This is a genomic window from Bradyrhizobium sp. SZCCHNR3119, from assembly GCF_032487775.1.
Taxonomy (GTDB): domain Bacteria; phylum Pseudomonadota; class Alphaproteobacteria; order Rhizobiales; family Xanthobacteraceae; genus Bradyrhizobium.
In genome coordinates this window covers 4,094,699-4,119,742 of sequence record NZ_JAUEUV010000001.1, presented here as the reverse complement: position 1 = coordinate 4,119,742, position 25,044 = coordinate 4,094,699, and the positions used below count along the sequence as shown (strand labels likewise).

Below are 25,044 nucleotides of genomic sequence, written 5' to 3'. Positions count from 1 at the left end.
AACATGGTCGATTTCCGTCGCAAAGAATAGTGCGAAGCCCAGCCAAACATGGCGAAAACAAGTTGAATTGTTAACGCGGAAACATTTCTTGACACCTCTTAATCCAGCGCAATCGGCACTGCGCCTATCGTGCGGCCTCATCGAACCGATCACAGGGATGTCTTCGCAGCAAGGCTGATTGGCCGGCGCGGCCATCTTCGAAAAGCGCAGCAAAATTGTCGAACGTGAAGGCTCCTCTCCTCCTGTTGTGTTTCGCCACCCTGCCGCTCGCCGGCTGCGCCGTTGGTCCCGATTATGTAACGCCTGCGCTCACGCTGCCGACCGCCTGGAGCGGCGATCGCCACACGCGGCCGAAACCGGCGGCGCTGGCGCGTTGGTGGCGCAATCTGAAGGACCCGTTGCTGGACGACCTGATCGCGGAAGCCGTCAACGGCAATCTCGATGTCGCTGCGGCGAAGGCCCGCATCCGCGAGGCGCGCGCGACGCGGCAGCAAGCCGTGGGCGCGCTGTTTCCGACCATCACGGGCTCCGGCTCTGCGACCGAGAACCGCACGGCAGCGAGTTCGACCGGCGGCTTCGACGTCAGTCCGGCGACTTATGGCCAATACCAGGCCGGCTTCGATGCGAGCTGGGAGCTCGATCTGTTCGGCGCCAACCGTCGCGCCGTCGAAGCGGCAACGTACGGCGTCGATGCCGCCGACGACGATCTGCGCGCGACGCTGCTCACCTTGGTCGGCGACGTCGCGTCCTATTACATCGACGCGCGCGGCTATCAGGCCCGCGCGGCGCTTGCGCGCCGGACCGCCGCCTCGCAGCGGCAAACCGCGGCGCTGACCGAGCGCAAGCTCGCCGCCGGCTCGGCCTCCGCGGTCGACAGCGAGAAGGCCAACGCGCTCGCCGCCAGCACCGAAGCTACGATCCCGACCTATGAGGCCTCCTATCAGCAGCAGGTGCATCGGCTCGGCGTACTGCTCGGGCGCGACCCGACCGCGCTCGCGGCGTCGCTCGCCAAAACCGCGCCGATCCCCGCGCCAACCCTGCCGCTGCCGAAGGGCATCCCCGCCGACGTGCTGACGCTGCGCCCCGACGTGCGCAAGGCCGAGCGCCAGCTCGCGCAATACACCGCCAAGATCGGCCAGGCCGAGGCCGCGCTCTATCCCGATGTCAGCCTGAGCGGCTCGGTCTCCACCACGGCGCTGAAGCTCGGCGACCTCGGCAAGACGTCGACCATCGGCTGGTCGATCGGGCCGAGCGTGAGCGTTCCTATTTTCAACGGCGGCAAGCTGCAGGCCGCGGTCGAGATCGCGCAAGCCCAGCGCGATGAGTATCACGTCGCCTGGCGCAGCGCGGTGTTGAGCGCCCTCGAAGACGTCGAGAACGCGATCGTGAATCTGAGCCAGGAACGGCGGCGCATTGTAAGCCTCGCCGATTCGGCCAAGCGCTATGGCGAGGCGGCGCGATTGTCCCGCGCGCTCTACGAGACCGGATCGAACACCTTTCTCGACGTGCTCGATGCCGAGCGCTCGCAATTCTCCGCCGAAGACAGCCTGCTCGCCAGCCGCGCCAACGTCGCGAAGTATTATGTCGCGCTCGCCAAGGCGCTTGGCGGCGGCTGGGACGGTGAGATCGACGTCCGCAAGCCGGAGGTCGTCGATGTCGGCACCGGCCCGCATCTGAGTCAGAGCCGCTGATGAGCCGCTGTGAGAGGCTGACCGCATGAACGCTCCCTTTGCCAATCCGCCGCGTCCGATCGAGGCGGCGCAGCCGCAAGATCCCGGCAAGCCGTCGCAGCCAAAGCCGCGTCAGCCGCGCCGCTGGCTGTTATGGGTCCTCGTTGCCGGCGCGGTCGCCTCTGCCGGCCTGTTTGCCCGCGCCAGATGGCCGGACAACACCGCCTCCAAGCTTACCACCGCGTCGGTCACGATCGGGAATGTCGAGCAGACGGTGCTTGCGACCGGCACGTTGAAGCCCGTGAAGCTGGTCGCCGTCGGCGCCCAAGCCTCCGGCCGGCTGGTGAAGCTGAACGTCCAGCTCGGCCAGAGCGTCAAGGCCGGCGACCTGATCGGCCAGATCGACTCGCTGACCCAGCAATACACGCTGCGCACCAATGAGGCCGCCCTGCGCAACGTCCGCGCCCAGCGCGATGAGAAGGTGGCGACATTGGCGCTCGCCGAAGCCAACCTGGTGCGACAGCAGACCACGCTGGCGCAGAAGGCTTCGTCCCGCGCCGATTATGATTCCGCCGAGGCGACCAAGAAGCAGACCGAAGCCCAGATCGCGCAGCTCGATGCGCAGATCGTCGAGGCCGAGGTCGCGATCGAGACGGCGAAGGTCAATCTCGGCTACACCCGCATCACCGCGCCGATCGACGGCACCGTGCTGGCGATCGTGACCCAGGAGGGACAGACCGTCAACGCGGTGCAGTCGGCGCCGACCATCGTGGTCCTCGGCCAGGTCGACACCATGACCGTACGGACCGAGATTTCCGAAGCCGACGTCGTCAAGGTGAAGCCGGGACAGAAGGTCTACTTCACCATCCTCGGCGATCCCGATCACCGCTTCGAGGCAACACTCCACCATATCGAGCCGGCCCCGGAATCGATCAAGAGCGACTCGAGCTTCTCGTCGTCGAGCACCACGACATCCTCGAGCAGCAGCTCCTCGTCCTCCTCCTCATCGTCAACCAGCTCGTCGGCGATCTACTACATCGGCGTCTTCGACATCGGAAATACCGACGGCAAGCTGATGACCTACATGACGGCCGAGGTGCACATCCTGCTCGGCGAAGCGCATCGCGTACTGACTATGCCCGCATCCGCGCTCGGCCGTGCCGGTCCGGACGGCAGCTATTCCGTCCGCGTCGTCGGCAACAACGGCAATGTCGAGAAGCGCGCGGTCAGAATCGGCCTCAACAACAAGATCACGGCCGAGGTGCAGTCGGGCCTGCGTGAGGGCGAGCGCGTCGTGACCGGCGCGGTCGAGGACACGACGCCGAAGAAGACGACCATGCCCCCGCCGGGAGGGCCATAGGCATGGCCGAGCCTCTCATCGCGATCGAGAAGGTCAGCCGTGTCTATGCCTCCGGCGAGAACACGGTCTATGCCCTGCGCGAGATCGACATCACCATCTCGCGCGGCGAGATGGTGGCGATCATCGGCGCTTCCGGCTCCGGCAAATCGACCTTGATGAACATCCTCGGCTGTCTCGACCGGCCGAGTTCGGGCAGCTACCGGATCGCAGGACGCGAGATGAACTCGCTCGATCCGGACGAACTGGCGGAGCTGCGCCGCGAGCATTTCGGCTTCATTTTCCAGCGCTACCATCTGCTCGGCGAGCTCACGGCCGCCGACAATGCCGAGGTGCCTGCGGTCTATGCCGGACTGTCGCCGAGCGCCCGTCGCCGCAAGGCGGTGGGGCTGCTCGAGCGGCTCGGCATGGGCGGCCGGGTCGAACACCGGCCGGGCCAGCTCTCCGGCGGCCAGCAGCAGCGCGTCTCGATCGCGCGCGCGCTGGTCAACGACCCCGACGTCATCCTGGCGGATGAGCCGACCGGCGCGCTCGACAGCAGCAGCGGCGAGGAGGTCCTGCGGATCCTCGACGAGATCAGCGCCACCGGCCGCACCGTGATCATCGTGACGCATGATCCGGGCGTCGCCCGTCGCGCCCGCCGCATCATCGAGCTTCAGGACGGCCGCATCCTGTCCGATCGCGCCAATACGGAACGCACAGGGATGGCTGTCTCGCGCGCGTCCGACATAGCCGCGCAGGAGACCGCCGCATCAGGCGATGCGACGTCAGGTTCCTGGCACGCCCGGCTCGACCGCTTCCGCGAAGCCGCGCGAATGGCGCTGCTGGCGATGAACGCGCACCGGCTGCGCGCCTTCCTGACCATGCTCGGCATCATCATCGGTGTCGCCTCGGTGGTTTGCGTGCTGGCGCTCGGGCTCGGCTCGCAGGAACGCGTGCTGGAAAACATCAACAGCCTCGGCACCAACACGCTCGAGGTGTTTCCGGGCAAGGATTTCGGCGACACCCGCTCCGGCAAGATCAGGACCTTGGTGCTGGCGGATGCGCGTGTGCTCGCGCAAGAGACCTATGTCGACGCGATCTCGCCGACGGTCTCGACCACCAGCACGCTGCGCTTCGGCGCGATTGAGGTCAGCGCGCAGGTCAGCGGCGTCAGCGAAGATTATTTTCAAGTCAAGGGCACCAAGCTCGCTGACGGCAGCTTCTTCGATCATGATACCGTGCGCTCCTACGCCCAGGATGCCGTCATCGACGACAATGCACGCAAGGCGCTGTTTCCTGATCCCGACGTCAGTCCGCTCGGCAGCGTGATCCTGATCGGCAAGGTGCCCTGCCGGGTGGTCGGCGTCACCAAGCAGCAGCAGGGTGGCTTCGGCTCCAGCGCCAACCCGACCGTCTACCTGCCCTATACCACGGTGGAGGCGCGCTTCCTCGGCAATCAGATCTTGCGCTCGATCAGCATTCGCGTCGCCGAAACCACGCCGATGGACGCTGCCGAGCGCGCCGTCACCTCGCTGCTGACGGCGCGCCACAACACCAAGGACTTCTTCATCCTCAACACCGACGACATCCGCCAGACCATTCAGAGCACCGCGCAGGTGCTGACGCTCCTGGTCGCCGCCATCGCCGTGATCTCGCTTCTGGTCGGCGGCATCGGCGTGATGAACATCATGCTGGTTTCGGTCTCCGAGCGCGTCGGCGAGATCGGCGTGCGCATGGCGGTCGGCGCCCGCCGCAGCGACATCCTGATGCAGTTCCTGATCGAGGCGGTGTTGATCTGCCTGCTCGGCGGCTCGCTCGGCATCGCCGCCGCGCTGCTCTTCGGCACGGTCTTCAACGCCTTCGATGTCGGCTTCCGCCTGATCTATTCGCCGCTCGCCATGGTCGGCGCAGCCGCGAGCTCGATGGCGATCGGGATCGGCTTCGGCTACATGCCGGCCCGCAGCGCCTCGCAGCTCGATCCGGCGACCGCATTGGCAAGAGAGTAGTTGCGGCGAGAGCAGGATGATGTCCTTCAAGAGCTCAGAAATCCGCGGACCTTGATGGTCTGGATTGCTTCGTCGCCTCCGGCTCCTCGCAATGACGATGTTGATGCGACTTGCAAAGCTCCGGGAGCGACTTGTCTGCGGCGGCATCACCGCGACGCGGTCTCCGTGACCTGCTGGTCGGCCGGCGCGCCCTTGTCGGCCCATTCCGGTGGCGCGCCCAGGCGGTTGGCCACCAGTCCGATGACGCCGGGATCGCGACCGAACGCGTCGCAGGCTGCGTATTTCGGCTTGCCGCCGAGTGACGATCCGATCTTGTCCAGCGACGGCAGCTGCGGCAGCTTGCCGAACGGCGTCGTGCCCGTCACCAGCATCTGGCCGAAATCGTCGCCAAAGGCGACGGCGAGTTCGTAGGCATCGCCGGCGGTCGACAGCGTCGGGGAGTTGGTGAAGGAGTTGGCGCCGCGCGCCCAGACCATCGCGGCCTGCTGCTTGCCGGCGTGATCGAGCGCTTCGGCCTCGATGGTCAGGCTACCGAGTCCGATCGGCAACCGCGGCACCGGGACGGGCGCCGCGACACCGAGCGCCGCGGGCACCACCGAAACCACTTTCGATGCTCCCGCCGCTATCCTGTCCGTCGGGGTCGCCTGCGTGATCACGGCGTGGGTGGTCAGATCGGCCGGCTCGCCGTGCGCCACCACGACGAAACGTTCGCTCAAATCAACGCACAGCGCGCGGTCGACGGCATTGGCAACGAGCCTGCGCTGCTCGTCCGACAATGCGGGCGCTGCGTTTTGCGGAAAGATCGCCCGCGACACGCGGATGGTTTTCGCGGCGAGCACGCTATCCTTGTTGACATGGAGCAGCGACTTCGCGAGCACGCCGTTCGACGGCGCCAGCTCCTGATAGGAGGCGAGCGTGCCGCTCTGCGTCATCGGAGCAGTTGCGCAGCCGCATAATATGAGGGCGAGAGCGAAACTGACGAGACACCCCCTGTTGCGTACCGAAGCGGAGGCCTTGCCAATACCGACTGCGGTGGCAGACTGCCGCTCGACGTCTTCATCACGCATCCGGCTGCCCCAACATCACATTGCGCGTCTTACACGCAAGCGCGCGATCTCTGTGTGAAAAATAGTGAGTACATGGGAGCGGCGTGATTAAGAATATTGCGCGGCGTAACGAAGTGTTGAGGCGCTTAGTTCGCTTCTCCTCCTGCCGCGCCGTCGCCGTCACTCTGCCGGCGCGTTGCGCGCTTTTTCCGCTTTGAACACGCTTTTGCTACAACTGAGCCTCGATTGCTGCTTTGTCGACGACCGACCAGACCCGCCAGATCCTGGCCTCACGAAACAGATAGAATACATTTTCGGCGAACGAGACTTTCTTTCCGTCGACCGGAAGGCCTAAGAATTCTCCTTTCGGCGCGCATTCGAACCGCAGCCGGCTCGCGATATGAGGCCGATCCGAGATCAACAGATCGATATTGAAATGAAGGTCGGGTATCTCGCGAAAATCCTGCTCCAGCATTTCGCGATAGCCTGACAGCCCGATCAGCCGGTCATTGTGGCGGATCGACGCTGGCGGCCATGACCGGTCGCGCGATCAGGACGGCGCCGGCCGCGCACAGCGCTGCGGCCAGCCCGAACAACACGCCTGAGATTGAGATTCCCTTGCTGCCGTCAGCCGCATCCGCTGCGGCAGACTGTCGATACATGACGGCCAGCACGATCCCGCCCACGACAAGGCCCATGCCGCCAGCCTTGATGAGCGACACTCTCTCGCCGAGCACGAGGTAACCCAGAATCGTCGCGAAGGCCGCCCAGCTGGTGTAGACCACCGCGCTCCGCCGCGGGCCCAGCCGCGCCAGCGCGGCATAAAAGCAGGAATCCGCGATCACGATGCCGAGCGTGCCGGAGGCAGCGAGCAGCACGATCTGGTCCGCCGGCGGCCAGACCCAGCGGCCACGGATCGCAACGAGGCCAAGTACGACGGCCAACGCCGCCGCAAGCCGACAGCCGTTGAAGACGACGGGACCGAGATGACGTACGGCGCTGGGAGCAATCAAATTGCTCAGCGCAATACTGAACGCAGCGGCGAACGCCGCCAGATCGTACAGCACGAATGAAAGCCCATTCCCGACCGGACGATGTTACGCGTCCAATGAGCCGAGCTTACGATTAAACTGCTTTATTGTCGTGATGCGGTCTCGGTTGCTTGCTGCTCGGGAGGCGCGCCCTTGTCGGACCATTCCGGCGGCGCGCCAAGCCGGTTGGCCACCAGGCCGACGAGGCCGGGATCACGACCGAACATCTCGCAGGCGGCATATTTCGGCTTGCCGCCGAGCGAGGAGCCCATCTTATCGAATGACGGCAATTTCGGCGGCTTGCCGAACGGCGTCTCGCCCGTCACCAGCAGCTGACCGAAGTCGCCGCCGAACGCGACCGCGAGCTCGTAAGCGTCGCCGGCACTCGATACGGTCGGCGAGTTGGTGAAGGAATCGGCGCCGCGCGCCCAGACCATCGCAGCCTGCTGCCGGCCGGTCTGGTCCAGCGCCTCGGCCTCGATCGTGAGGCTGCCGAGCCCGATCGGCAGCCTCGGCACCGGCGCCGGCACACCGAGCACACTCGGGACCACCGAAACCACCTTCGAGGCGCCGGCAGCCACCTTGTCGGTCGGCGATGCCTGCGTGACAACGGCACGCGTCGTCAGATCGGCCGGCTCACCCGGCCCCACGATCTTGAAACGTTCGCTCAAGTCCATGCAAAGCGCCCGGTTCACCGCGTTGGCGACCAGCTTGCGCTGCTCGTCCGACAACGCAGGTGCGGCGGTCGGCGAGAATGCGGCAGGCGAGATGCGGACCGTCTTCGCGGCCAGCACGGCGTCCTTGTCAATGCGGAGCAACGACTTCGCCAGCACGCCGTTTGACGGCGCGAGATCCTGATAGGAGGCAAGCGCGCCGCTCTGGGTGATCGGCGCTGTTGCGCAGCCGCACAACATGATCGCAAGGCCGAGACCGATGAAGCCCGCGCCATGCGTCGCAATGCGCGCCAGACGGGCAGCCACGCAAATGCCGACCGCGGCCGCCGGCTGCGACACGACGTCTTCCCCACGCATCCGGCTACCCCCACTCTCATCGTTGCGCGCGTGACACGCGGACGCACGACATCTATGTGAGCAATAGTGAATACATGGGAGCGACGAGATTAAGAAATATTACGAAGCGTAATGAATTATTGCAGCCAGCTCGCCGCCACCGATGCGGCGCCATCGCAGCTTGCAGGCGCAGCCATAACGACAGGCGCCTATTATTCCCATTCTTTTCACTTAGTTCGTTGGAGCATCGGCAAGTAACGGGAGGCGGATTTCCGTTTCCGGACCCTCCCGTGAGTGCCAGATTTGTTTCGTTTCCTTTTTCCCGCGCCAGACCCGATGCGCTCTCCCGTTCAAGCACGCGTCGCGCAATGCCTGCGTTGATCCGTTGAGTTTTCGGAATGGCGTCGAAAGGATACCCGGTGAACAGCGTCGGACGGTTCTCGCCACGACCATTGCGTCGATGGCTCTCAATCCTCCTTGTCTCGGTCGTCCTCTCGCGCCTTGGAGAGGCCATGGCAGGAGCCGATCATTCGCCCCCCGCGCAGGCTGGGCCGGCGGCGCATCAATCCAACCCGCGTTTCCTATCACTCGGCGTCGGTCAATCGATCGTGGTGGATCTGCCGCGCGACGCCAAGGATGTCCTGGTCGCCGATCCCAAGATCGCGAATGCGGTGGTGCGCTCGGCAAGGCGCGCCTACATCATCGGCGCGACGATCGGCCAAACCAGCGTGGTGTTTTTCGACGCGAGCGGCGACCAGATGGTCGCCTACGACATCGCCGTGAAGCGTGACCTGAACGGTGCTCGTGCGGCCCTGAGACAGCTCTTGCCCCATTCCAATATCCAAATCGACGGTCTCGGCGACGGCGTCGTCCTGACCGGTGTGGTTGCAAGCCCGATCGAAGCGCAACAAGCAAACGACATTGCCGCTCGCCTCGTGGGCTCGTCGGACAAAGTCATGAATTCCATCGCCGTCCAAGGCCGTGATCAGGTCACCTTGAAGGTCACGGTCGCGGAGGTCTCGCGGTCGATCGTCAAACAGCTTGGAATCGATCTCAGCTCGAGCCTGAGTTCAGGCACGACCGCCGTGAGCCTCACCAACTCGAATCCGTTCACCGCATACGGACAAAACCTGGTGTCGGGCAACAACGTGACGCTTTCCGCGGGAGGAACGACCGCGACCTTGAGGGCGATGGAAAGCACCGGAGTCGTGCGCACCCTGGCAGAGCCGACGCTCACGGCGATATCGGGAGAGTCGGCGACCTTCACTTCCGGCGGCGAGTTCCCGGTTCCGGCCGGCTATTCATGCGACCCGACCACGCATGTCTGCACGACCCAGATCAGCTACAAGAAGTTTGGGATCTCGCTGAATTTCACGCCGGTGGTCCTGTCAGGAGGACGCATCAGCATGCATCTCATGACCGAGGTCTCAGAGACCTCGAATGACAACGCGATAACGCTCTCCCAAGCGGTAAGCTCGACGACGACCAACTCGCTGACTGTCCCGTCCATCAAGACGCGCCGGGCCGAAAGCACACTCGAGATTCCTTCCGGCGGCGCGATGGCCATCGCCGGACTGATACAGAATCAGACCAAGCGAGCCGTCAACGGCCTGCCTGGACTGGCGCAGGTGCCTGTTCTCGGCGCGCTGTTTCGAAGCCAAGACTTCGTCAACAACGAAACCGAGCTGATGGTTCTTGTGACCCCCTATATCGTCCGCGCGGTGGCCCCGCGAGACCTCTCGCGGCCCGACGACGGCTTCGTTACGGAACGCGATTCAAACGCCAATCTCATTGGCGCCATTAACCGCATTTACGGCACCAAGGGCAGCCCGCCTCCAAGCGAATCCCGCGGCAGCGCCATCGGTTTCATCATCGACTGATCCGCGTGCCGGAATCCGCGCACGATCAGCCCGCGAGCTTATCCAGCGTGATCGGCAGGTCGCGCACGCGCTTTCCCGTCGCGTGGTAGACCGCGTTCGCGATCGCCGCTGCCACGCCGACGATGCCGATCTCGCCGACGCCCTTGATGCCCATCCGGTTGATGGCGCTATCGGGCTCGTCGACGAAGATCACCTTGATGTGGCATTCATGACGCGGCCGAAGCGGTGGTCGATCGACGCCTCTTCGTGCAGGGCCATGCCGATGCCCCAAACTACGCCGCCCATGATCTAGCTCGCCGCGCTCTTGGTGTTGATGATGCATCCGGCCGCGACCGCGCTCACCACCCGCGTCACCCTGATGACGCCGAGCTCCTCGGCGACCTTCACTTCCGCGAATACCGCCGAGTGGGCGTTGTGGGCGTGCTTATGGACCCGTTCGAAATCCGAGCCGCGCTCCTTCTCGATGCGCTCCAGCCCGCCGTGCCGCATCACGTCCGCCATGGCCAAGCTGCGGTTGCGATCCGCGATCGCAACGATGGTGCAGCATGGGGGGCGGCGGAGGCGAGCTCATCCACATCTCTCCGGAGTGGCGGCGGCAGACCGGTGCCTCTCCGGGCATGTCTCGACCGCCGCAAAACGACAGCTCACCTTAACCAGGGATGAGAGAGAGGAAGTTCTTCGCCAACTGGCAACAGCCTGGCGCAGGCGTGCCATTTGGAAAAATGCAGCGCACTTTGGAAAAAACGAGCGGCCTCGTCTCAGGCCGCGCGTCCGAGCCAGGCACGCATCTTCTGCGCCAAGGTCGGGCGTGGCGGATCGTCGGGATCGCGCGGATCGTCGGAGTCATCACCCGCACCATCATCGGATTGGCCGCCGGCAGACCCCCTATCCTGCTCCGGGAATCCTGGATCGATGGCATCGTTCGACGGCCTTGATGACGGCCTTACGTCGGGGATCATCGACTTGATCTCGGCAGCCACGGCCTCGACCCGATCGACATCGTCCAGCATGGACGTCGCGGTTTCTGGCGGCTCGGCTCCTGCATCTGCCGTCGCAGCCGGTGTTGCTTCGGCGCTCGCCATCGGAGCCTCCTCCGCGACCGCCGAGCGCCCGGCTTCGATGATGTCAGCGGCGATCTGCGCGAAGGCCGCATCAGCGGCCAGCAAACTCGGTGGCTCCGCAGGGGCAGCCGCAACTTCCGGCAGCGGCTGTGCCGGCTCCTCAGCGACCCGGCCGCGGCGCTTGCGTGTTGCAACGGGCTTGCTCGCCGGCGCAGCCTTCGCGGCCGGCTTGGCCACGGCCGCCGCAGGCTTGCTCGTGGCGGCGACCTTGTCCTTGGTCTTGCGGATCAGCCCTGCCAGCGCATACGGACCGACATTCTCCAGAAACGTCTTCTCATGGTCACGCGACAGCCGCTCCACCGCGGCGTCGAGCGGCAGCCAATCGACCGCGCGGACATCGTCCATCAACGCGCGGGCCGGTGCGCCGCTCGCTTCCATGCGCCAGTAATGCACGATCTTGGCGCGCGCGCCGGTGTCGTAAACCAAGGTGCCGAGGAACTCGTGCACCGTGACATTGTGGCCGGTTTCTTCCAGCACCTCGCGCTTGGCAGCCTCGCGCGGAGTCTCGCCCTCATCGAGCTTGCCCTTCGGCAAAACCCATTCGTCGCGCTTGCGCAGGCGTACGACCGCGATCCGCGGCGGTTGCTCCCGCCGCAGCACAATGCCGCCCGCCGCCATGACCGGCGCTCTCGCCATCGCGTCTCCCAGATCTTCAGTTTCGCATCCGCAGGTTTGGAACGCCCGCTGCGATTCGTCGATTAAGGCAAACGATATAGCGACGGTGAACGGCGAAATCGAGGTTTTGCCGCCGCACCGTTTGCATTCGCCGCTCTCAGGCGCGCCGGCGCCACAGCTTCTCGCCGGCCTTGATCCGCGCCCCTTCCTGCACCTCGCCGCAGAATTCGAAATCCTGCGGCGCGAGCAGGATGATGGTCGAGCCGTGCTCGAACCAGCCGAGTTCGTCGCCTTTACGCACGGACGTGGCGCAGGAATATGTCAGCGGACGTTCGGTCTGCGCATTCAGGACGCGTCCCAGCGCATGCAGGCGGATGCTCGCGACCAGGATCGCCGCGACGGGCACGATGGTGAACGGCTCGCCGGTGGCGAGATGGGTGCGGATGACGGCGCGCTCGTTCTTGCAGAACAGCCGCTCGACCCGCTTCAAGGCGATCGGATTGACATTCCAGGTGTCGCCGTGGATCAGGCTGACGTGCTCGAGCGTCATGTCGTAGGGCGCATGAAAGCGGTGATACATGCTCGAGGTCAGCCGCAGGGTCACGAAGCGGCCGTTGCGGTGGGTTTCAACCACCGCGGGATCGGCGACAAGCTCGGCCAGCGAATACGGCGCGCCCTTGATCTGATACAGTTGCCCGTCCTCGATCGTGCCATGGGCGCCGATGATGCCGTCGGAAGGGCTCGTCACGATGGCGGGATCCGGATCGAACGGCCGCAGACCAGGCTTCAACTCCCGGGTGAAACAGTCGTGCAGGCTCTTGAACTGCGTCTGCCTGGCCTCCGAGAGGTCGAGATCGGAGAACAGCTTCCACAGGGCGATCGAGGCATCCGCAACCAGCGGGTTCTCGATCTTGCTGAACCAGCCCATGAAGCGGGTCAGCGCCGCCCGCGGGACGCGATTGGTCAGCAGGAAGTTGAGGTCTTCCTGCTGGGTGAAGGTGGAGATCAGGCTCTTGACTGTCATGAATCTGTCAGCAGGACTGGGTAGCGCTTGTGGACATGGAAAACTCGATTCCTCTGTTGTCGCTCGCGGCCGGCGCGGTTGCTGTCACAGCCGCTGTCGCCCCGAAGGTCAAGGCCCGCATCGAATTATCACGGGCCAAGCACCGCTCGCTCGCCGGGCATTCCAAGATGTCGCGCCGGATCTCGAAACTGATCCCGCGCTACGAATTCGAGATCGACGATTTCTTCCGTTCGGACGGCGCGCCGGGCGATGTCGCGACCAGGCGGCAGGACGGATTCTTCCGGCTCGGCGCCCAGTTCCAGGAAAAATTCGCCAAGAGCCGGGCCCTGACGTCCGAGGCGGCCGCCGGCATCTCCGACCTGCAGTTCACGCAAGTCTACCGGGTGCCGTTCCAATACAGCCGGCTGGTCAAGGAACATCTCGGCGCCGGCTCCTTCATGCAGGCTTCGTCGGGCGTCACTTTGACCGACCTCGATGGCAATGTCTTCTACGATCTGGCCGGGTCCTACGGCGTCAACATCTTCGGCTATGATTTCTACAAGGAATGCATCGCCAACGCCGACAAGCGCGCGCAGACCTTGGGTCCGGTGCTCGGCTTCTATCACCCGGTCGTGGCCGAGAATGTGAAGCGGCTGCTCGAACTGTCCGGCATGGACGAGGTCTCGTTCCACATGTCCGGGACCGAAGCCGTGATGCAGGCGGTGCGGCTCGCCCGCTATCACACCGGCCGGACGCATCTGGTGCGCTTCGCCGGTGCCTATCACGGCTGGTGGGGCGATGTGCAGCCCGGCGTCGGCAATCCGATCGCGCCGCATGAGACCTATACGCTGGCGGAGATGTCGGAGCGGACGCTGCATGTGCTGCGGACGCGGCGCGACATCGCCTGCGTGCTGGTCAATCCGCTGCAGGGGCTGCATCCGAACGGCAACGCGCCCGGCGATTCCGCGCTGGTCGATTCCTCGCGCAAGGGCGGCTTCGACCGCGAGGCCTACACCGAATGGCTGAAGAAGCTGCGCGAGGTCTGCACCGAGCGCGGTATCATCTTGATCTTCGACGAGGTGTTTCTGGGCTTCCGGCTCGCGCCGGGCGGCTGCCAGGAATATTTCGGCGTCCCCGCCGACATGGTCACCTACGGCAAGAGCCTCGGCGGCGGCCTGCCGATCGGTGTCGTCTGCGGCAAGTCCAGGTTCATGCGGCGCTTCCGCGACGACGCACCGGCCGACATCTGCTTTGCCCGCGGCACCTTCAACTCGCATCCTTACGTCATGACGGCGATGGACGAGTTCCTGAGCCGGCTGAAAAGCCCGAACTTCTCGGCGATCTACAACGGCCTCGACGAGACCTGGAACGGTCGCGCCAAACAGCTCAACGACATGCTGAAGGCGCGCGACCTGCCGGTCCACGTCTCCAATTTGCAGTCGATCTGGATGGTGGAGTACACGACCCCCTCGCGTTACAACTGGATGCTGCAATATTACCTCCGCGCCGAGGGCCTGGCCCTGAGCTGGGTCGGCACCGGCCGCTTCATCTTCAGCCTCAACTACACCGACGCCGACTTTGCCGAAGTTTCCAAACGCTTCGTCGCCGCGGCGGAGAAGATGAAGCAGGACCAATGGTGGTGGAACGACGGCTCGCTGACCAACAAAGCGATCAAGCGCAAGATCCTGAGAGAGATGCTCGGCCACGCCTTCGGGCGGTAAGGGCGCTCCTCTCACGTCATCGTCGTCTTGCGGCCGGGTCTCGTCCCGGCCGTCTGCGTTTAAGAAGTTCGTCGCTTCGGCGCCCTGCGCTCTGCTCCCCCCCTTGCGGGGTCGAGACGAGCGAAGCTCGCTCTGAGGGGTCGGGGGTGGGAGGAGCCCCCAAGGACTGCCGTTGAGGACACCCACCCCAACCCTCCCCGCAAGGGGGGAGGGAGCGCACTTGCGCTGGGGCAACGACACCGGATCAAGGCGAGTACCAAAAGCGACAATGCCCGGGACCAGCCCGGGCATCATCTTAATCCAGAACCGGAAGCCGCTCAGGCGTGCTGTTCCTCGAGGCCATGCTCTTCCATCAGGTGCACGCCGGGATCGATCAGCTCGCCGCGGAGCAGCGCCAGCGGCGCCTTGTGATAGAGCATGAAGTCGTTGAAGGGATCGGTGATGATCTTGGTCATCCAGACGAGGCCGGTCTCGACATCGCGGATGAAGAACAGATGCACGGTGCGGAACAGCAGGCCGCCGATGCCGATCACAAGCCACAGCTTGCCGGTCTCGCGGGCGAAGTCGATCGCCGAGGTCCAGGGCGAGAGCAGGCCGAAAAAGCTCGGCTGCAGGTAGAGCACGACCGGCGCCGCGGCCCAGATCGACATCAGCACCACCTTGCGCTGCAGGTTGTAGCCGACCTTGATCTCTTCCTTGTGCTCGTGGGTCGCCTGGTTGACGTGGTCATAGCCCTTCGGCTCGAAGAAGAAATGCCCGGCCTGGCGCGAGGTCATGGAGACGAGCCAGCCGATCAGGGCCGACACCAGCGGATCGAACCACATCATGACGTAAGCAACCATGAAGCTGATGGCGCTGACGAAGTGCAGACTCTGGTTGATGCGGCTGTGATGATAGTAGCGGTGGTCATCCCAGCGCTGGATCCGCAGCTGCTCCAGGAAATTCTTGATCATCGGTGGCTCCTAAGAGTGAGTTGCACGTCCAATACAGAGATTCGGTGTAAATCATGTGACATCATCATAATGTCACATAGCCAGACGCAACAACACGCGAGGGAAAAGGGAGGCAAAAGCGCCCTGAGGGGGGAGCTGCCGCGCGGTTACGCGGCGGCAGCGAGCTCGACCTTGCGGAAGCGCACCAGCGAGAAGTGCCCGAGCGGCGGGATCAGGCGACGCTCGACGAGCTCCATGTCCTTCGCGCCCGACAGCCACTTGGTATAGCGCGACCAGGCGAACTCGGCGGTGCGGAAGCCGAGCCGGCGCACCACCGGCTGCAGCGCCTGCTCGATGACGCGGCGCAGGCCGTCGTCGGCGCTGACGCGGGTCAGGATGACCAGCTCGCCGCCGGGGCGGAGCACGCGGGCGAACTCGTCCAGTGCGGCTTCCGGGTTCGGCACGGCGGTGACGACATATTGCGCCATCACAACGTCGAAGGAGTTGTCGGGGAATTCGAGATGCTCGGCATCCATCACCGCCAGCCCCTCGACGGTCTTCAGCCGCTGCTCGGCGACGCGGCGCTTGGCCTTGGCCAGCATGGCTTCCGAGATATCGGTACCGAAGACGCGGACATTGGGCGCGTAGAGCGGCAGCGAGATGCCGGTGCCGACACCGACTTCCAGCACGCGGCCGCCCATCTTGTTGGTGGCTGATATCGCGGCTTTGCGGCCCTTCTCGAACACCCCCCCGAACACGAGGTCGTAGATCGGAGCCCAGCGGTCATAGGCCTGTTCGACCGACTGGCGGTCGAAGTCCAGCTCCCGTGCACCGTCAAGCTTCATGGTTTCTGCCATCGTTAGATCTCGCTTACTTTAGACGTGGTTTGTGGACGCGAAGTTCTGTCAGCCGCGCACCGCGCTCTGTGCCGCGACGACGGGCGCCGGCCGCGGCGCCCGGTTCGGCTGCAGCACGGCCAGATTGCCGATGAATTGGCGCGCGCTGTTTTCCCAGGAGCGTTCGAGCGCGAACGCCCGGCAGGTCTGCCGCGACATGGTCAGCGCACGCATGCACGCGGCGTGCAGATCGTTGTCGATGGCGCCGATCGGGTTGTCCGCGATCACGTCCAGCGGACCGGTCACCGGAAAGGCCGCCACCGGCGTGCCGCAGGCGAGCGACTCCAATTGCACCACGCCGAAGGTATCGGTGAGGCTCGGGAACACGAAGACGTCGGCGGCCGCCATATGCGAGGTGAGATCCTTGCCGGTCTTCTCGCCGAGGAAATGTGCCGCCGGGAAACGGCGTGCCAGCTCGTCCTTCTGCGGGCCGTTGCCGATCACGACCTTCGAGCCCGGCAGATCGAGCGACAGGAACGCCTCGAGGTTCTTTTCGACCGCGACGCGTCCGACGGTCATGAACACCGGGCGCGGCAGATCGAGCTTGGCCGGCTCATCCGGATTGAACAGGTTGGTGTCGACGCCGCGGGTCCAGAAGCCGAGCCGCTTGAAGCCGCGCGCGGCCAGATCCTGCTTCAGCGAGTTGGTCGCGACCATGGTCATCGCCGCCGCATCGTGGAAGCGGCGCATCACCCAATAGCCGACTGCATCGGGAATGCCGGTGCGCACCGAGACATATTCGGGAAAGCGCGTCGTGTAGGAGGTGGTGAAGGCGAGCTTGTTGCGCAGGCAGTAGCTGCGCACGGCCCAGCCGATCGTGCCTTCGGTGGCGATGTGGATCGCCTCGGGCGCGGCCTGTTCGATCCGCCTGGCGATCTCGCGGCGGTTGGTGATGGCGAGCCGCAAGCCCGGATAGGTCGGCACCTGGAACGACGGGAACCCCTCCGGTGTCAGGAACGTGATCTCGGCACCAAGCCCGCTTGCCGCGCGGGCCAGCGACGTCAAGGTCCGTACGACACCGTTCACCTGCGGGTGCCAGGCATCGGTCGCGATTAAAATCCGCATGAGCGATCCGGATAAGCTGCATCGATTCTTAACGGCTGCAAAATCCGACATTGATATTTCAAACGTGTGACGTCATCGAACTGTTGAAGATTCTTTTTGCGGTCCAACGCGACGCGACGCGTCGCGAAACCGTCATAAAGACCAAATGGCCGGACTGGAGCGCGCGACCGGCGACGATCCCGCTCCAATCCTCTCTGCCGCGCTAAATGGCCAGAGTCCCGGCAATCCGCACGACGCGTGGGCGATGAACTTCGACGGCCTCCTATGACCAATTCATTCATGGCCCCGATGCTCGTATCTTCCTGTTAGTTGTTAGCTCGAGCGATCCCCGCGTAGCCCCCCGCCGACCCGAAGAGTGATACCAGCGCAATGGCGGTCGTGACGCACGCCTCGATCCGGCGCTCTCGTCATCTGTTGCCATATGTGTCGACATGTTCGGAAGGCCTGCCCTTCATGGCCGACCGCCCCACGGCATTTTTGGCCGATCTGGCGCCGCGGTCCCCTCCCCTATAGACTTGCTGGTTCGGCCGATGACCTCGCCGCCGGTTCCGCACGATGCGGCGCCGGCAGCCCGATCGGGGCCGATCATGATTTCTCGTTAAGTGTTGAGACCGACATGAAGCTTCCGACGTCGCGCCCCGATTGGCAGGCCAAGCCGCATCCGCTCGCGCCGAAATCGCCGCGGCCGCCGCGCGGCCCAGGCCGGCTGAACCTCATCCTGATCGGCACGGCGGCGGCCACTGCGCTGGTTCTGCTCGGCGTCATCGCCATCGAGCTGATTTCGGGGGGCGGCACGACGCCGACGCCACCGATCGTCGCGCTGCCGCCGCTGCCGCCGATGACGAAGAGTTCGATCATCATGGCGCCGGTGTCGATCTCCTTGAGCGCGATCCGCGACGTCGCGGAAAAGGCCACCCCGCGCAGCTTCGCCGGCAAAGCCGACAATCCGGCGTCTCAACTGCTGCAGAATGCCGACATCGGTTGGACCGCATCACGCGGGGCGATCGCCGTAGCCGGCGCGCAGGACACGCTGTCGCTGGCGACGCCTTTGACCGGCAAACTCAATGTGACGGGAACGCTGTCGGGGAAAGCGACCGGCGCGGTCACCGACGCCATCGGCAGCCTGCTCGGCGCCGACGCCGCCAGCAAGGTCGGCGCCATCAACATCAAGAATCTCAACGCGACGGCCGAGATCAAGGGCAATGTCATCATCACGATGCGGCCGCGGCTCGCGGCGGCATGGTTCCTGGAGCCGAATTTCGGCGCCCAGGTCAACCTCGGCGACACCACGCTGTCGGTCGCCGGCGCCCGCGTCAACGTTCCGGCCCAGGTCAAGCCGGTGATCGACAAGACCGTTGGTGAGCAGCTCAACCAGCTCGGCGAGCGCATCCGCAAGGATCAGACCCTGATGCGCAGCGCACAGGCGCAATGGACCAGGGCCTGCCGCTCGGTGCCGCTGCAGGGCTCTGCCGTCGGGCTGCCCACGGTCTGGCTGGAGATCAAGCCGACGCGGGCGCTGGCGGCGCAGCCTGCGATCGACGCCAATACGGTGACCACCGTGATCGGCATCGAGGCTGAAACGCGCGTGACGCCGACCGAGACCAGGCCCGACTGCCCCTTCCCGGACAAGCTCACCGTGATCCCGCCGACATCGGGCGGCGTCAACGTCGCGGTGCCGATCGACGTACCCTTCACCGAACTGACCAAGCTGGTCGACAGCCAGCTGTCGGGCCGCACCTTTCCCGAGGACGGCTCGGGTCAGGTCGCCGTCACGGTCAAGCATGCGAGCGTGATCCCGTCCGGCAATCGGCTGCTGATCTCGCTGCAGGTCCGGGCCAAGGAGAAGACGAGCTTCTTCGGCCTCGGTGCCGACGCCACCCTGCATATCTGGGGCCGCCCGCTCGTCAACCAGGCGCGGCAGACCTTGCAGTTGGCCGACCTGCAGCTCGCCGTCGAATCGGATGCCGCATTCGGGCTGCTGGGCGCGGCCGCCCGCGCCGCGGTGCCATATCTCCAGGACGCGCTGCTGCAGAAATCCGTGATCGACTTGAAGCCCTTCGCGGACAATCTGCGCGAGCGGATCGGCGCATCGATCGCCGAGTTCCAGAAGAACGATAACGGTATCCGGATCGATACCGACATCAACAATCTTGCTTTGACCGACATTGCCTTCGACGCGACCGTGCTTCGCGTCATCGCCTCGGCGGAGGGTACGATGACCGTTCGCGTCAACGCGCTGCCGGCGCTATAGGCCCGCGACAGCATCGCCTCTCATCATGTGCAAGCCGCGACTTGCGTTGATCACGCAGGAATTCGATCACCAAGGAAAGAGTCGCGATCGGCCGCTGCAACGCGAGGCCCCAAAAACACAAACCTCCGGCGGGGCATCGCCGGAGGTCCGTGGTGTGTTGGAGGTTTAACAGATCAACTTCACCAATTCCGCTGAGCGCGGAGCAGCAAGCTCACGGTGTCCTGGTCCTTGAGCTCATAGGTGGCCGCCGGCTTGGCAACGCTCGCCACCGTCGGTGCGATCGCCGTACCCGAATACTTCTGGTCGAGACGGCTGTAGGTCACGTCGGCCGAGAAGGTCAGGTTCTTGACCGGGGTCCAGCGCGTGATCAAGCCGATCTGAGCCAGGTTGAAGTCCGGGTTGCAGGTCGAACCGGCGGACAACACGCCGCTCGCGGCAATGCCGGCGCAGATCAGAGCAGAGCCGGTGCTGCCATAACGCACCTGGGCATAAGCGCCGTAAAGCGCCGTATTCCAGTGCGGATCCCAATTGTGGCTATAGGCGCCGCGCATGCCCCAGGTCTGCACCGTGGAGAGACCGCGTCCAGGCGCGAACACCGCATCCGCAACGCCGGCGAAGCCGATGCTCTGATAGGCATTGGCCATGCCGGTGCCGCCATACATCGCATAGGAGGTCGCGGCGAGGCTCTGGAAGTTGTAACGGCTTGCGCCATCGGTATAGACGCCCTGGATGTTCACAGTGTCGCCGGGGCCGGTCGGGATGTTCTTGATCGACAGCGCCAGCTGTGCGGCCCACCCCCATTTGTCCTCGGGGTGCCCCGTGACCTCGGTCGCACCATTGTAAGCGGCGTGGTTGTCATGCGCCGCGAACGAGGCCTGAAACAGGCCCCAGGCCTGGTCGACCCGCACCATGCCGATGATGTCCGGCGCCACATTGCCGCCGAAGCTGCTCGTCCCGTACGTTCCGCTCAGGACCCCGGCGGCGGTGATGCCGGCAGTGTTCCAGAGGTTGCTGGTGGAGAACTGAGCCTGGTCCTCCAGCGAGATCGCAGCCGTGATGCCCTGGCCGAAATCGGCGGTATAGGTGAACTGGTTGACGCCATTGACGGTGCCGCCGCCGCCCACCAGACCGTCGAAATTGTTGCCGGGATAGTTGGTCCAGGGCGCGTCGAACTGCGACACCGCCTTACCCATCGTGAATCCGGCGAACTGGATGAAGGCGTAGTAGACGCCGAGCGTGCCGCCAGAGATGGCGTCGCCGCTGTAGGAGGTCGCACCGCCGCCCGCACCGCTGGTGGTGCCTGAAGTCCAGGTGAGCACGGCATCGAAATACGTCCGAACGACGCCGTATTCCGTCGCGGTCCGGGTGTCGATGTTGAAGTCTTCGCGCGAACGAGCCTGGTAACGGTTGCTCAGGCGGTTGTCGGCGCCGGCCACGCCATTATAGGCGCCGCCATAATTGCTGTTGGTCCAAAACGCGGTTTCGGCGCGCAGGTAACCGCCCAGCTTGATGCAGGTGTCGGTGCCGGGAATGTAATAGAACCCCGCACCGTAAAGCGAACAAACCTTCACATATTCGACCGCCTTGGCCTTCAACGGAAGATCGGCGGCGTGAGCCCCCACGGACGCCATCATCACTGCTCCCGAACCGAGAAGCAGGCCCCGAATCGTTTTCATTTGAGAAAATCTCCAACTTGACCGGCGGCGCGCGCGAACCCCCGCGCGGCAGCCTCTTGCTCAGCGAAATTTTCGCGCCTGCCCTCCACTTGGTTTCGGACGACACCCGCGCGAAATGTCGTCGTAGTATCCGATGACGGTCATCATATAAAATGACGAACCGGTTACGTCTGAAACATGGCGATCAACAAATCGCGAAAACGGAAACATGCACGCACTCCACGCAAGAAGGACATGCGAACGCGCATGCTTCACTACCGCTGATGGAAGGTCGGCACATGAACTCGCAAATCACGCGAGCAATTCGTCAACTAATAACACTTATAAAATCACAGAACTAAAAAAGATGACAATTCATTTGTAGACAAACGATATCGTCCGCAACCGGACCGTGTCAGATTCGCGGACGAGTGCGTGCGATCGGGGCACCCGAGGCATTCGCGAACACGCCGTCACACAACGAACGCTCAGCCGGCGCACGCCCCCGAGAAGCGCTCGGGCGTGTACGCATCGCGAACGCCCCCCGTACGCGGCGGGACTCTCGGCTGCTCTCCTCTGGCGGGAAGGACAGGGTAGTCCGGCCAATGCCATCGCCGTTTTCAGGCGGATAGCCAGCGTGTCGCGGGCCATTTGGCTTTGCACAGAGCCTGAAGGCCGGGTAAAACTCCATGCGCTCGCCAAAACGTTCAAGAAGAGCACATCAGGGAGAGAAGCATGAAATCCGCGGCCCAAGCCGTCATCGCTATTCTTGCGCTTGCAGCCTTGTGCGCGCCTGCCACGGCGCAGACCATTTCCGACGATGTCGTCAAGATCGGCGTGCTCACGGACATGTCGAGCCTTTATGCCGATGCCACCGGCAAGGGCTCGCTCGCGGCGGTGCAGATGGCGGTGGAGGATTACGGCGCCAAGGTCAGAGGCAAGCCGATCGTCGTGGTCGCCGCCGACCACCAGAACAAGCCGGACGTCGGCGTCAACATCGCCCGCAACTGGTATGACAACGAAAAAGTGGACGCCATCTTCGATGTGCCGACCTCCTCGGTCGCGCTGCCGATCTCGGCGCTCACGCGTGAGAAGAACAAGATCAACATCAATTCCGGCGGCGGCTCCTCCGACATCACCGGCAAGCAGTGCTCGCCCAACACGGTGCATTGGACCTACGACACTTATGCGCTCTCGAACGTCGCCGGCAAGGCGATGGTCAAGCGTGGCGAGGACACCTGGTTTTTCATCACCGCGGACTACGCCTTCGGCCAGGCGCTGCAGCGGGACGCGGCCAACGTCGTCAAGGAGAACGGCGGCACGGTGCTCGGCGATGTCCGCCATCCCCTCAACAATTCCGATTTCTCCTCCTTCCTGCTGCAGGCGCAAGCGTCGAAAGCCAAGGTGGTCGCGCTCGCCAATGCCGGCGGCGATACCACCAATGCGCTGAAACAGGCTTCCGAGTTCGGGCTCACGCAAGGCGGCCAGAAGATGATCGCGCTGCTGCAGGAGATCACCGACACCCATTCGCTCGGCATCAATGCCACCCAGGGGCTCATCGTCACCGACGGCTTCTATTGGGACATGAACGACGAGACCCGAGCCTTCTCCAAGCGCTTCAACGAACGCGTCGGGCATATGCCGACCATGATCCAGGCCGGGCTGTATTCGGCGACGATGCATTATCTCAAGGCGATCGAGGCGATCGGCACCGACGAGGCGCCCAAGGTGATGGCGCAGATGCGGGCGACCCCGGTCAACGACTTCTTCGCCAAGAACGGCAAGATCCGCATCGACGGCCGCATGGTGCACGACATGTATCTGTTCGAGGTCAAGAAGCCCTCGGAGTCCAAGAGCGAGTGGGATCTCTACAAGCTGATCGCGACCGTGCCCGGCGACGAGGCCTTCCGCCCGCTCGACAAGGGCGGCTGTCCGCTGGTGAAGACGAACTGACGGGGTCGGCTCCGCCAGCCTAACCTTGAGCTGCCAGATCCCAACATCTGGCAGCCTCGTCTCGGTGAGCTTTGGACGCCCGCCTCCGGCGGGCGGCCGGCGATCCGGCTTCAATCGTCCCGCGTCATGCCGCTCAGCGAACAGCAGAACTGTTCGATGAGCGGGACCAGCGCATCGGCGGACTCCCTCCGAACTACGACCGCCCCATCCAGATGGTGCGCCCCGCCGGCTCGCCGAGTGGCAGGCCGCGAAAACCCATTTTCTCCCAGAAGCGCAGTGCGCCGGAGTTGGCGCCATTCACCGCGACATGCGTTGCCGCCGCTCGCTGGCCATCGAGGGTAGTCAGCCATTGATCAAAGAGCTTCTTGCCGAGACCGCGTCCCCGCAGCCGCGGCAGCAGGTTCAGATGCAGATGCGCGGGGAAATTGGCGGCGACCGAGGCGAGCGCAGGTGTAGGTGGTGAATCATGACGATCCGTTGCTGATCATGGCTCCAGCGCGCCGGATCCTCTTCAACGGGGAATGCGTATTGCTTGCGGAGCGCGGGCCACCAGAGCGTTTCGAGCCTGTCTTCCCACTCGATCGTATCGGCCGTGCCGACTGCGAAACCGGCGACGCCGTCCGGATCTTCAACGACCAGGGCAAGCCGCGGCTCAAGCACCGCATAGTGAGCGGAATAGATGTGACCCATCAGCCTCGGATCGGCATAGAGCTGCGAGGCATCCTGGCCTGCCAAGCCGGTCGCAAGCGAGATGCGGTAGAGCGCATCGAGATCATCGGCGTGAAGCGGCCGGATTGTCGGCATGACGAGGTCCGATTGCCTGCAGCGAGCCTCTATAATCGGCGTTTCGACGTGCCGTCGGTAGCATCATGCAGGTGGAGGGGCTGCGCTCGCCCAGGATGGCCGCTAACCATCATGTCTGAGTGTGAACGTGCCTTCCGGATCTCCACCACGGTCGGATTGACGCGCGCCGCCTCATCTGCCAGCTGATGTGCAGGGATTGTCCTGCTGTTTCAGTGCACTGGATGGAAATATTCCGAAACAAAATTCTTCGCAAACCGTCCCAATCTTAGGTCAATGCTGAGCTTATGGCCCAGACACCACCCCATATCCTTGTCGTCGAGGACGACCGCGAGACGCGGACGCTGATCGCGAAATATCTGCGCAACAACTCCTGCAACGTGACCACCGCGACCGACGGCCGCGAGATGACGAAGATCATGGGCGACCACCGCGTCGATCTGCTGATCCTCGATGTGATGCTGCCGGGCGAAGACGGCTTGACGCTGTGCCGCAAGCTGCGTGCGGAATCGCAGGTGCCGATCATCATGCTGACCGCACGCGGCGAGGACGTCGACCGCATCCTCGGCCTGGAGATGGGCGCCGACGACTATCTGCCCAAGCCCTTCAATCCGCGCGAACTGCTGGCCCGCATTAACGCGGTGCTGCGCCGTCAGGCGGCGGCGATGACCGCGAGCACGACGGAAGGCGCAAGCGCGCTGACCTTCCTCGGCTGGAAGATCGACTTCCGCCTGCGTGAATTGCGCAACCCCGAAGGCGCCCGCGTCGCGATGACCAGCGCCGAGTTCGACCTGTTGCGCACCTTCTGCGAGCGGCCCGGCCGGGTGCTGTCGCGCGACAGCCTCCTCGACCTGACGCAAGGCCGCAGCGCAGGTTCGTTCGAGCGGTCGATCGACGTGCTGGTCAGCCGCATCCGCCGCAAGATCGAGCCGGACCCGCAGGAAGCGACCATGATCAAGACCGTGCGCTCCGGCGGCTACATGTTCACTCCCGTGGTCGAGGTGCTGACAACGACCACACAGAGCCACTGACCTTCGCAGGAGTGCGGA

At 64.3% G+C, this 25,044-nt stretch carries 19 protein-coding genes and 2 pseudogenes; 8 read left to right on the top strand and 13 right to left on the bottom strand.

All coding sequences use genetic code 11. The features are described from left to right. The first annotated feature begins 224 nt into the window (after positions 1 to 224). Genes QX034_RS19025 through QX034_RS19015 form a run of 3 tightly spaced genes read left to right on the top strand, consistent with a single transcriptional unit; the run spans position 225 to position 5,015 of the window. Positions 225 to 1,691: an efflux transporter outer membrane subunit gene (locus QX034_RS19025; RefSeq protein ID WP_315700983.1), complete on the top strand. Its 1,467-nt coding sequence runs from the start codon at positions 225 to 227 to the stop codon at positions 1,689 to 1,691. A 25-nt stretch (positions 1,692 to 1,716) separates the two neighbouring features. Continuing rightward, positions 1,717 to 3,030 carry an efflux RND transporter periplasmic adaptor subunit gene (locus QX034_RS19020; RefSeq protein WP_316195682.1) on the top strand — a complete coding sequence of 438 codons (1,314 nt, stop codon included), beginning with the start codon at positions 1,717 to 1,719 and terminating at the stop codon, positions 3,028 to 3,030. Between the two features lie 2 nt (positions 3,031 to 3,032). Continuing rightward, positions 3,033 to 5,015, top strand: coding sequence for a MacB family efflux pump subunit (locus QX034_RS19015; RefSeq protein WP_316195680.1), 1,983 nt, complete (start codon positions 3,033 to 3,035; stop codon positions 5,013 to 5,015). Positions 5,016 to 5,161: 146 nt separating this feature from the next. Here the strand turns inward: QX034_RS19015 and QX034_RS19010 are convergent, their stop codons facing one another. The 4 genes and pseudogenes from QX034_RS19010 to QX034_RS18995 form a co-directional block, all read right to left on the bottom strand. Then, the gene (locus QX034_RS19010; protein ID WP_315742732.1) at positions 5,162 to 6,082 is read right to left on the bottom strand and encodes a DUF3313 domain-containing protein; all 921 of its coding nucleotides are present in this window, start codon (positions 6,080 to 6,082) and stop codon (positions 5,162 to 5,164) included. A 208-nt stretch (positions 6,083 to 6,290) separates the two neighbouring features. Next, positions 6,291 to 6,575: pseudogene (locus QX034_RS19005) on the bottom strand (ester cyclase); the annotation flags it as partial. Continuing rightward, a complete protein-coding gene (locus tag QX034_RS19000; protein ID WP_315742733.1) occupies positions 6,568 to 7,128 on the bottom strand; it encodes a DMT family transporter in 561 nt (186 codons plus the stop codon). The pseudogene QX034_RS19005 and the gene QX034_RS19000, both read right to left, overlap by 8 nt. Positions 7,129 to 7,196: 68 nt before the next feature. Further along, complete coding sequence (locus tag QX034_RS18995) at positions 7,197 to 8,123, bottom strand: DUF3313 domain-containing protein (protein WP_315767268.1); 927 nt, start codon at positions 8,121 to 8,123, stop codon at positions 7,197 to 7,199. Between the two features lie 377 nt (positions 8,124 to 8,500). Here QX034_RS18995 and QX034_RS18990 point away from each other — a divergent pair, with 377 nt between their 5' ends. Further along, complete coding sequence (locus QX034_RS18990; protein WP_315700990.1) at positions 8,501 to 9,982, top strand: type II and III secretion system protein family protein; 1,482 nt, start codon at positions 8,501 to 8,503, stop codon at positions 9,980 to 9,982. 25 nt (positions 9,983 to 10,007) lie between these two features. On the opposite strand, the pseudogene QX034_RS18985 reads toward QX034_RS18990, so the two are convergent. The 3 genes and pseudogenes from QX034_RS18985 to asd all read right to left on the bottom strand — a co-directional run. Next, positions 10,008 to 10,519: pseudogene (locus QX034_RS18985) on the bottom strand (molybdopterin cofactor-binding domain-containing protein); the annotation flags it as partial. Between the two features lie 221 nt (positions 10,520 to 10,740). Further along, positions 10,741 to 11,739 carry an NUDIX hydrolase gene (locus QX034_RS18980; protein WP_315700991.1) on the bottom strand — a complete coding sequence of 333 codons (999 nt, stop codon included), beginning with the start codon at positions 11,737 to 11,739 and terminating at the stop codon, positions 10,741 to 10,743. A gap of 136 nt (positions 11,740 to 11,875) precedes the next feature. Then, complete coding sequence (asd, locus tag QX034_RS18975; RefSeq protein WP_315742736.1) at positions 11,876 to 12,742, bottom strand: archaetidylserine decarboxylase; 867 nt, start codon at positions 12,740 to 12,742, stop codon at positions 11,876 to 11,878. 35 nt (positions 12,743 to 12,777) lie between these two features. Here asd and QX034_RS18970 point away from each other — a divergent pair, with 35 nt between their 5' ends. After that, on the top strand, positions 12,778 to 14,442 hold the full coding sequence (locus QX034_RS18970) for an aminotransferase class III-fold pyridoxal phosphate-dependent enzyme (protein ID WP_315700993.1): 1,665 nt from the start codon (positions 12,778 to 12,780) through the stop codon (positions 14,440 to 14,442). A gap of 317 nt (positions 14,443 to 14,759) precedes the next feature. Here QX034_RS18970 and QX034_RS18965 read toward each other — a convergent pair whose 3' ends face one another. From QX034_RS18965 to QX034_RS18955, 3 genes are all read right to left on the bottom strand, one after another. Next, complete coding sequence (locus tag QX034_RS18965) at positions 14,760 to 15,395, bottom strand: hypothetical protein (protein ID WP_315700994.1); 636 nt, start codon at positions 15,393 to 15,395, stop codon at positions 14,760 to 14,762. A gap of 146 nt (positions 15,396 to 15,541) precedes the next feature. After that, on the bottom strand, positions 15,542 to 16,231 hold the full coding sequence (locus QX034_RS18960) for a class I SAM-dependent methyltransferase (RefSeq protein WP_315700996.1): 690 nt from the start codon (positions 16,229 to 16,231) through the stop codon (positions 15,542 to 15,544). Between the two features lie 48 nt (positions 16,232 to 16,279). Continuing rightward, positions 16,280 to 17,335 (bottom strand): glycosyltransferase family 1 protein, encoded by a 1,056-nt coding sequence (locus tag QX034_RS18955; protein WP_315728495.1) that lies wholly within the window; start codon positions 17,333 to 17,335, stop codon positions 16,280 to 16,282. A 616-nt stretch (positions 17,336 to 17,951) separates the two neighbouring features. Here QX034_RS18955 and QX034_RS18950 point away from each other — a divergent pair. Then, positions 17,952 to 19,586: a DUF4403 family protein gene (locus tag QX034_RS18950; RefSeq protein WP_315700998.1), complete on the top strand. Its 1,635-nt coding sequence runs from the start codon at positions 17,952 to 17,954 to the stop codon at positions 19,584 to 19,586. A gap of 179 nt (positions 19,587 to 19,765) precedes the next feature. Here the strand turns inward: QX034_RS18950 and QX034_RS18945 are convergent, their stop codons facing one another. Further along, positions 19,766 to 21,262 carry a porin gene (locus QX034_RS18945; RefSeq protein WP_316195678.1) on the bottom strand — a complete coding sequence of 499 codons (1,497 nt, stop codon included), beginning with the start codon at positions 21,260 to 21,262 and terminating at the stop codon, positions 19,766 to 19,768. A gap of 714 nt (positions 21,263 to 21,976) precedes the next feature. Between QX034_RS18945 and QX034_RS18940 the strand changes: the two genes are divergently transcribed. After that, entirely contained in the window at positions 21,977 to 23,194 is a 1,218-nt protein-coding gene (locus QX034_RS18940; protein ID WP_315701000.1) for an ABC transporter substrate-binding protein, read from the top strand. Positions 23,195 to 23,387: 193 nt separating this feature from the next. Here QX034_RS18940 and QX034_RS18935 read toward each other — a convergent pair whose 3' ends face one another. Both QX034_RS18935 and QX034_RS18930 read right to left on the bottom strand, forming a co-directional pair. After that, on the bottom strand, positions 23,388 to 23,540 hold the full coding sequence (locus tag QX034_RS18935; protein ID WP_315730110.1) for a hypothetical protein: 153 nt from the start codon (positions 23,538 to 23,540) through the stop codon (positions 23,388 to 23,390). 56 nt (positions 23,541 to 23,596) lie between these two features. Beyond that, the gene (locus QX034_RS18930) at positions 23,597 to 23,998 is read right to left on the bottom strand and encodes a hypothetical protein (RefSeq protein ID WP_315742740.1); all 402 of its coding nucleotides are present in this window, start codon (positions 23,996 to 23,998) and stop codon (positions 23,597 to 23,599) included. A gap of 284 nt (positions 23,999 to 24,282) precedes the next feature. Here QX034_RS18930 and QX034_RS18925 point away from each other — a divergent pair, with 284 nt between their 5' ends. Further along, complete coding sequence (locus QX034_RS18925; RefSeq protein WP_315701002.1) at positions 24,283 to 25,026, top strand: response regulator; 744 nt, start codon at positions 24,283 to 24,285, stop codon at positions 25,024 to 25,026. Positions 25,027 to 25,044: the final 18 nt, after the last annotated feature.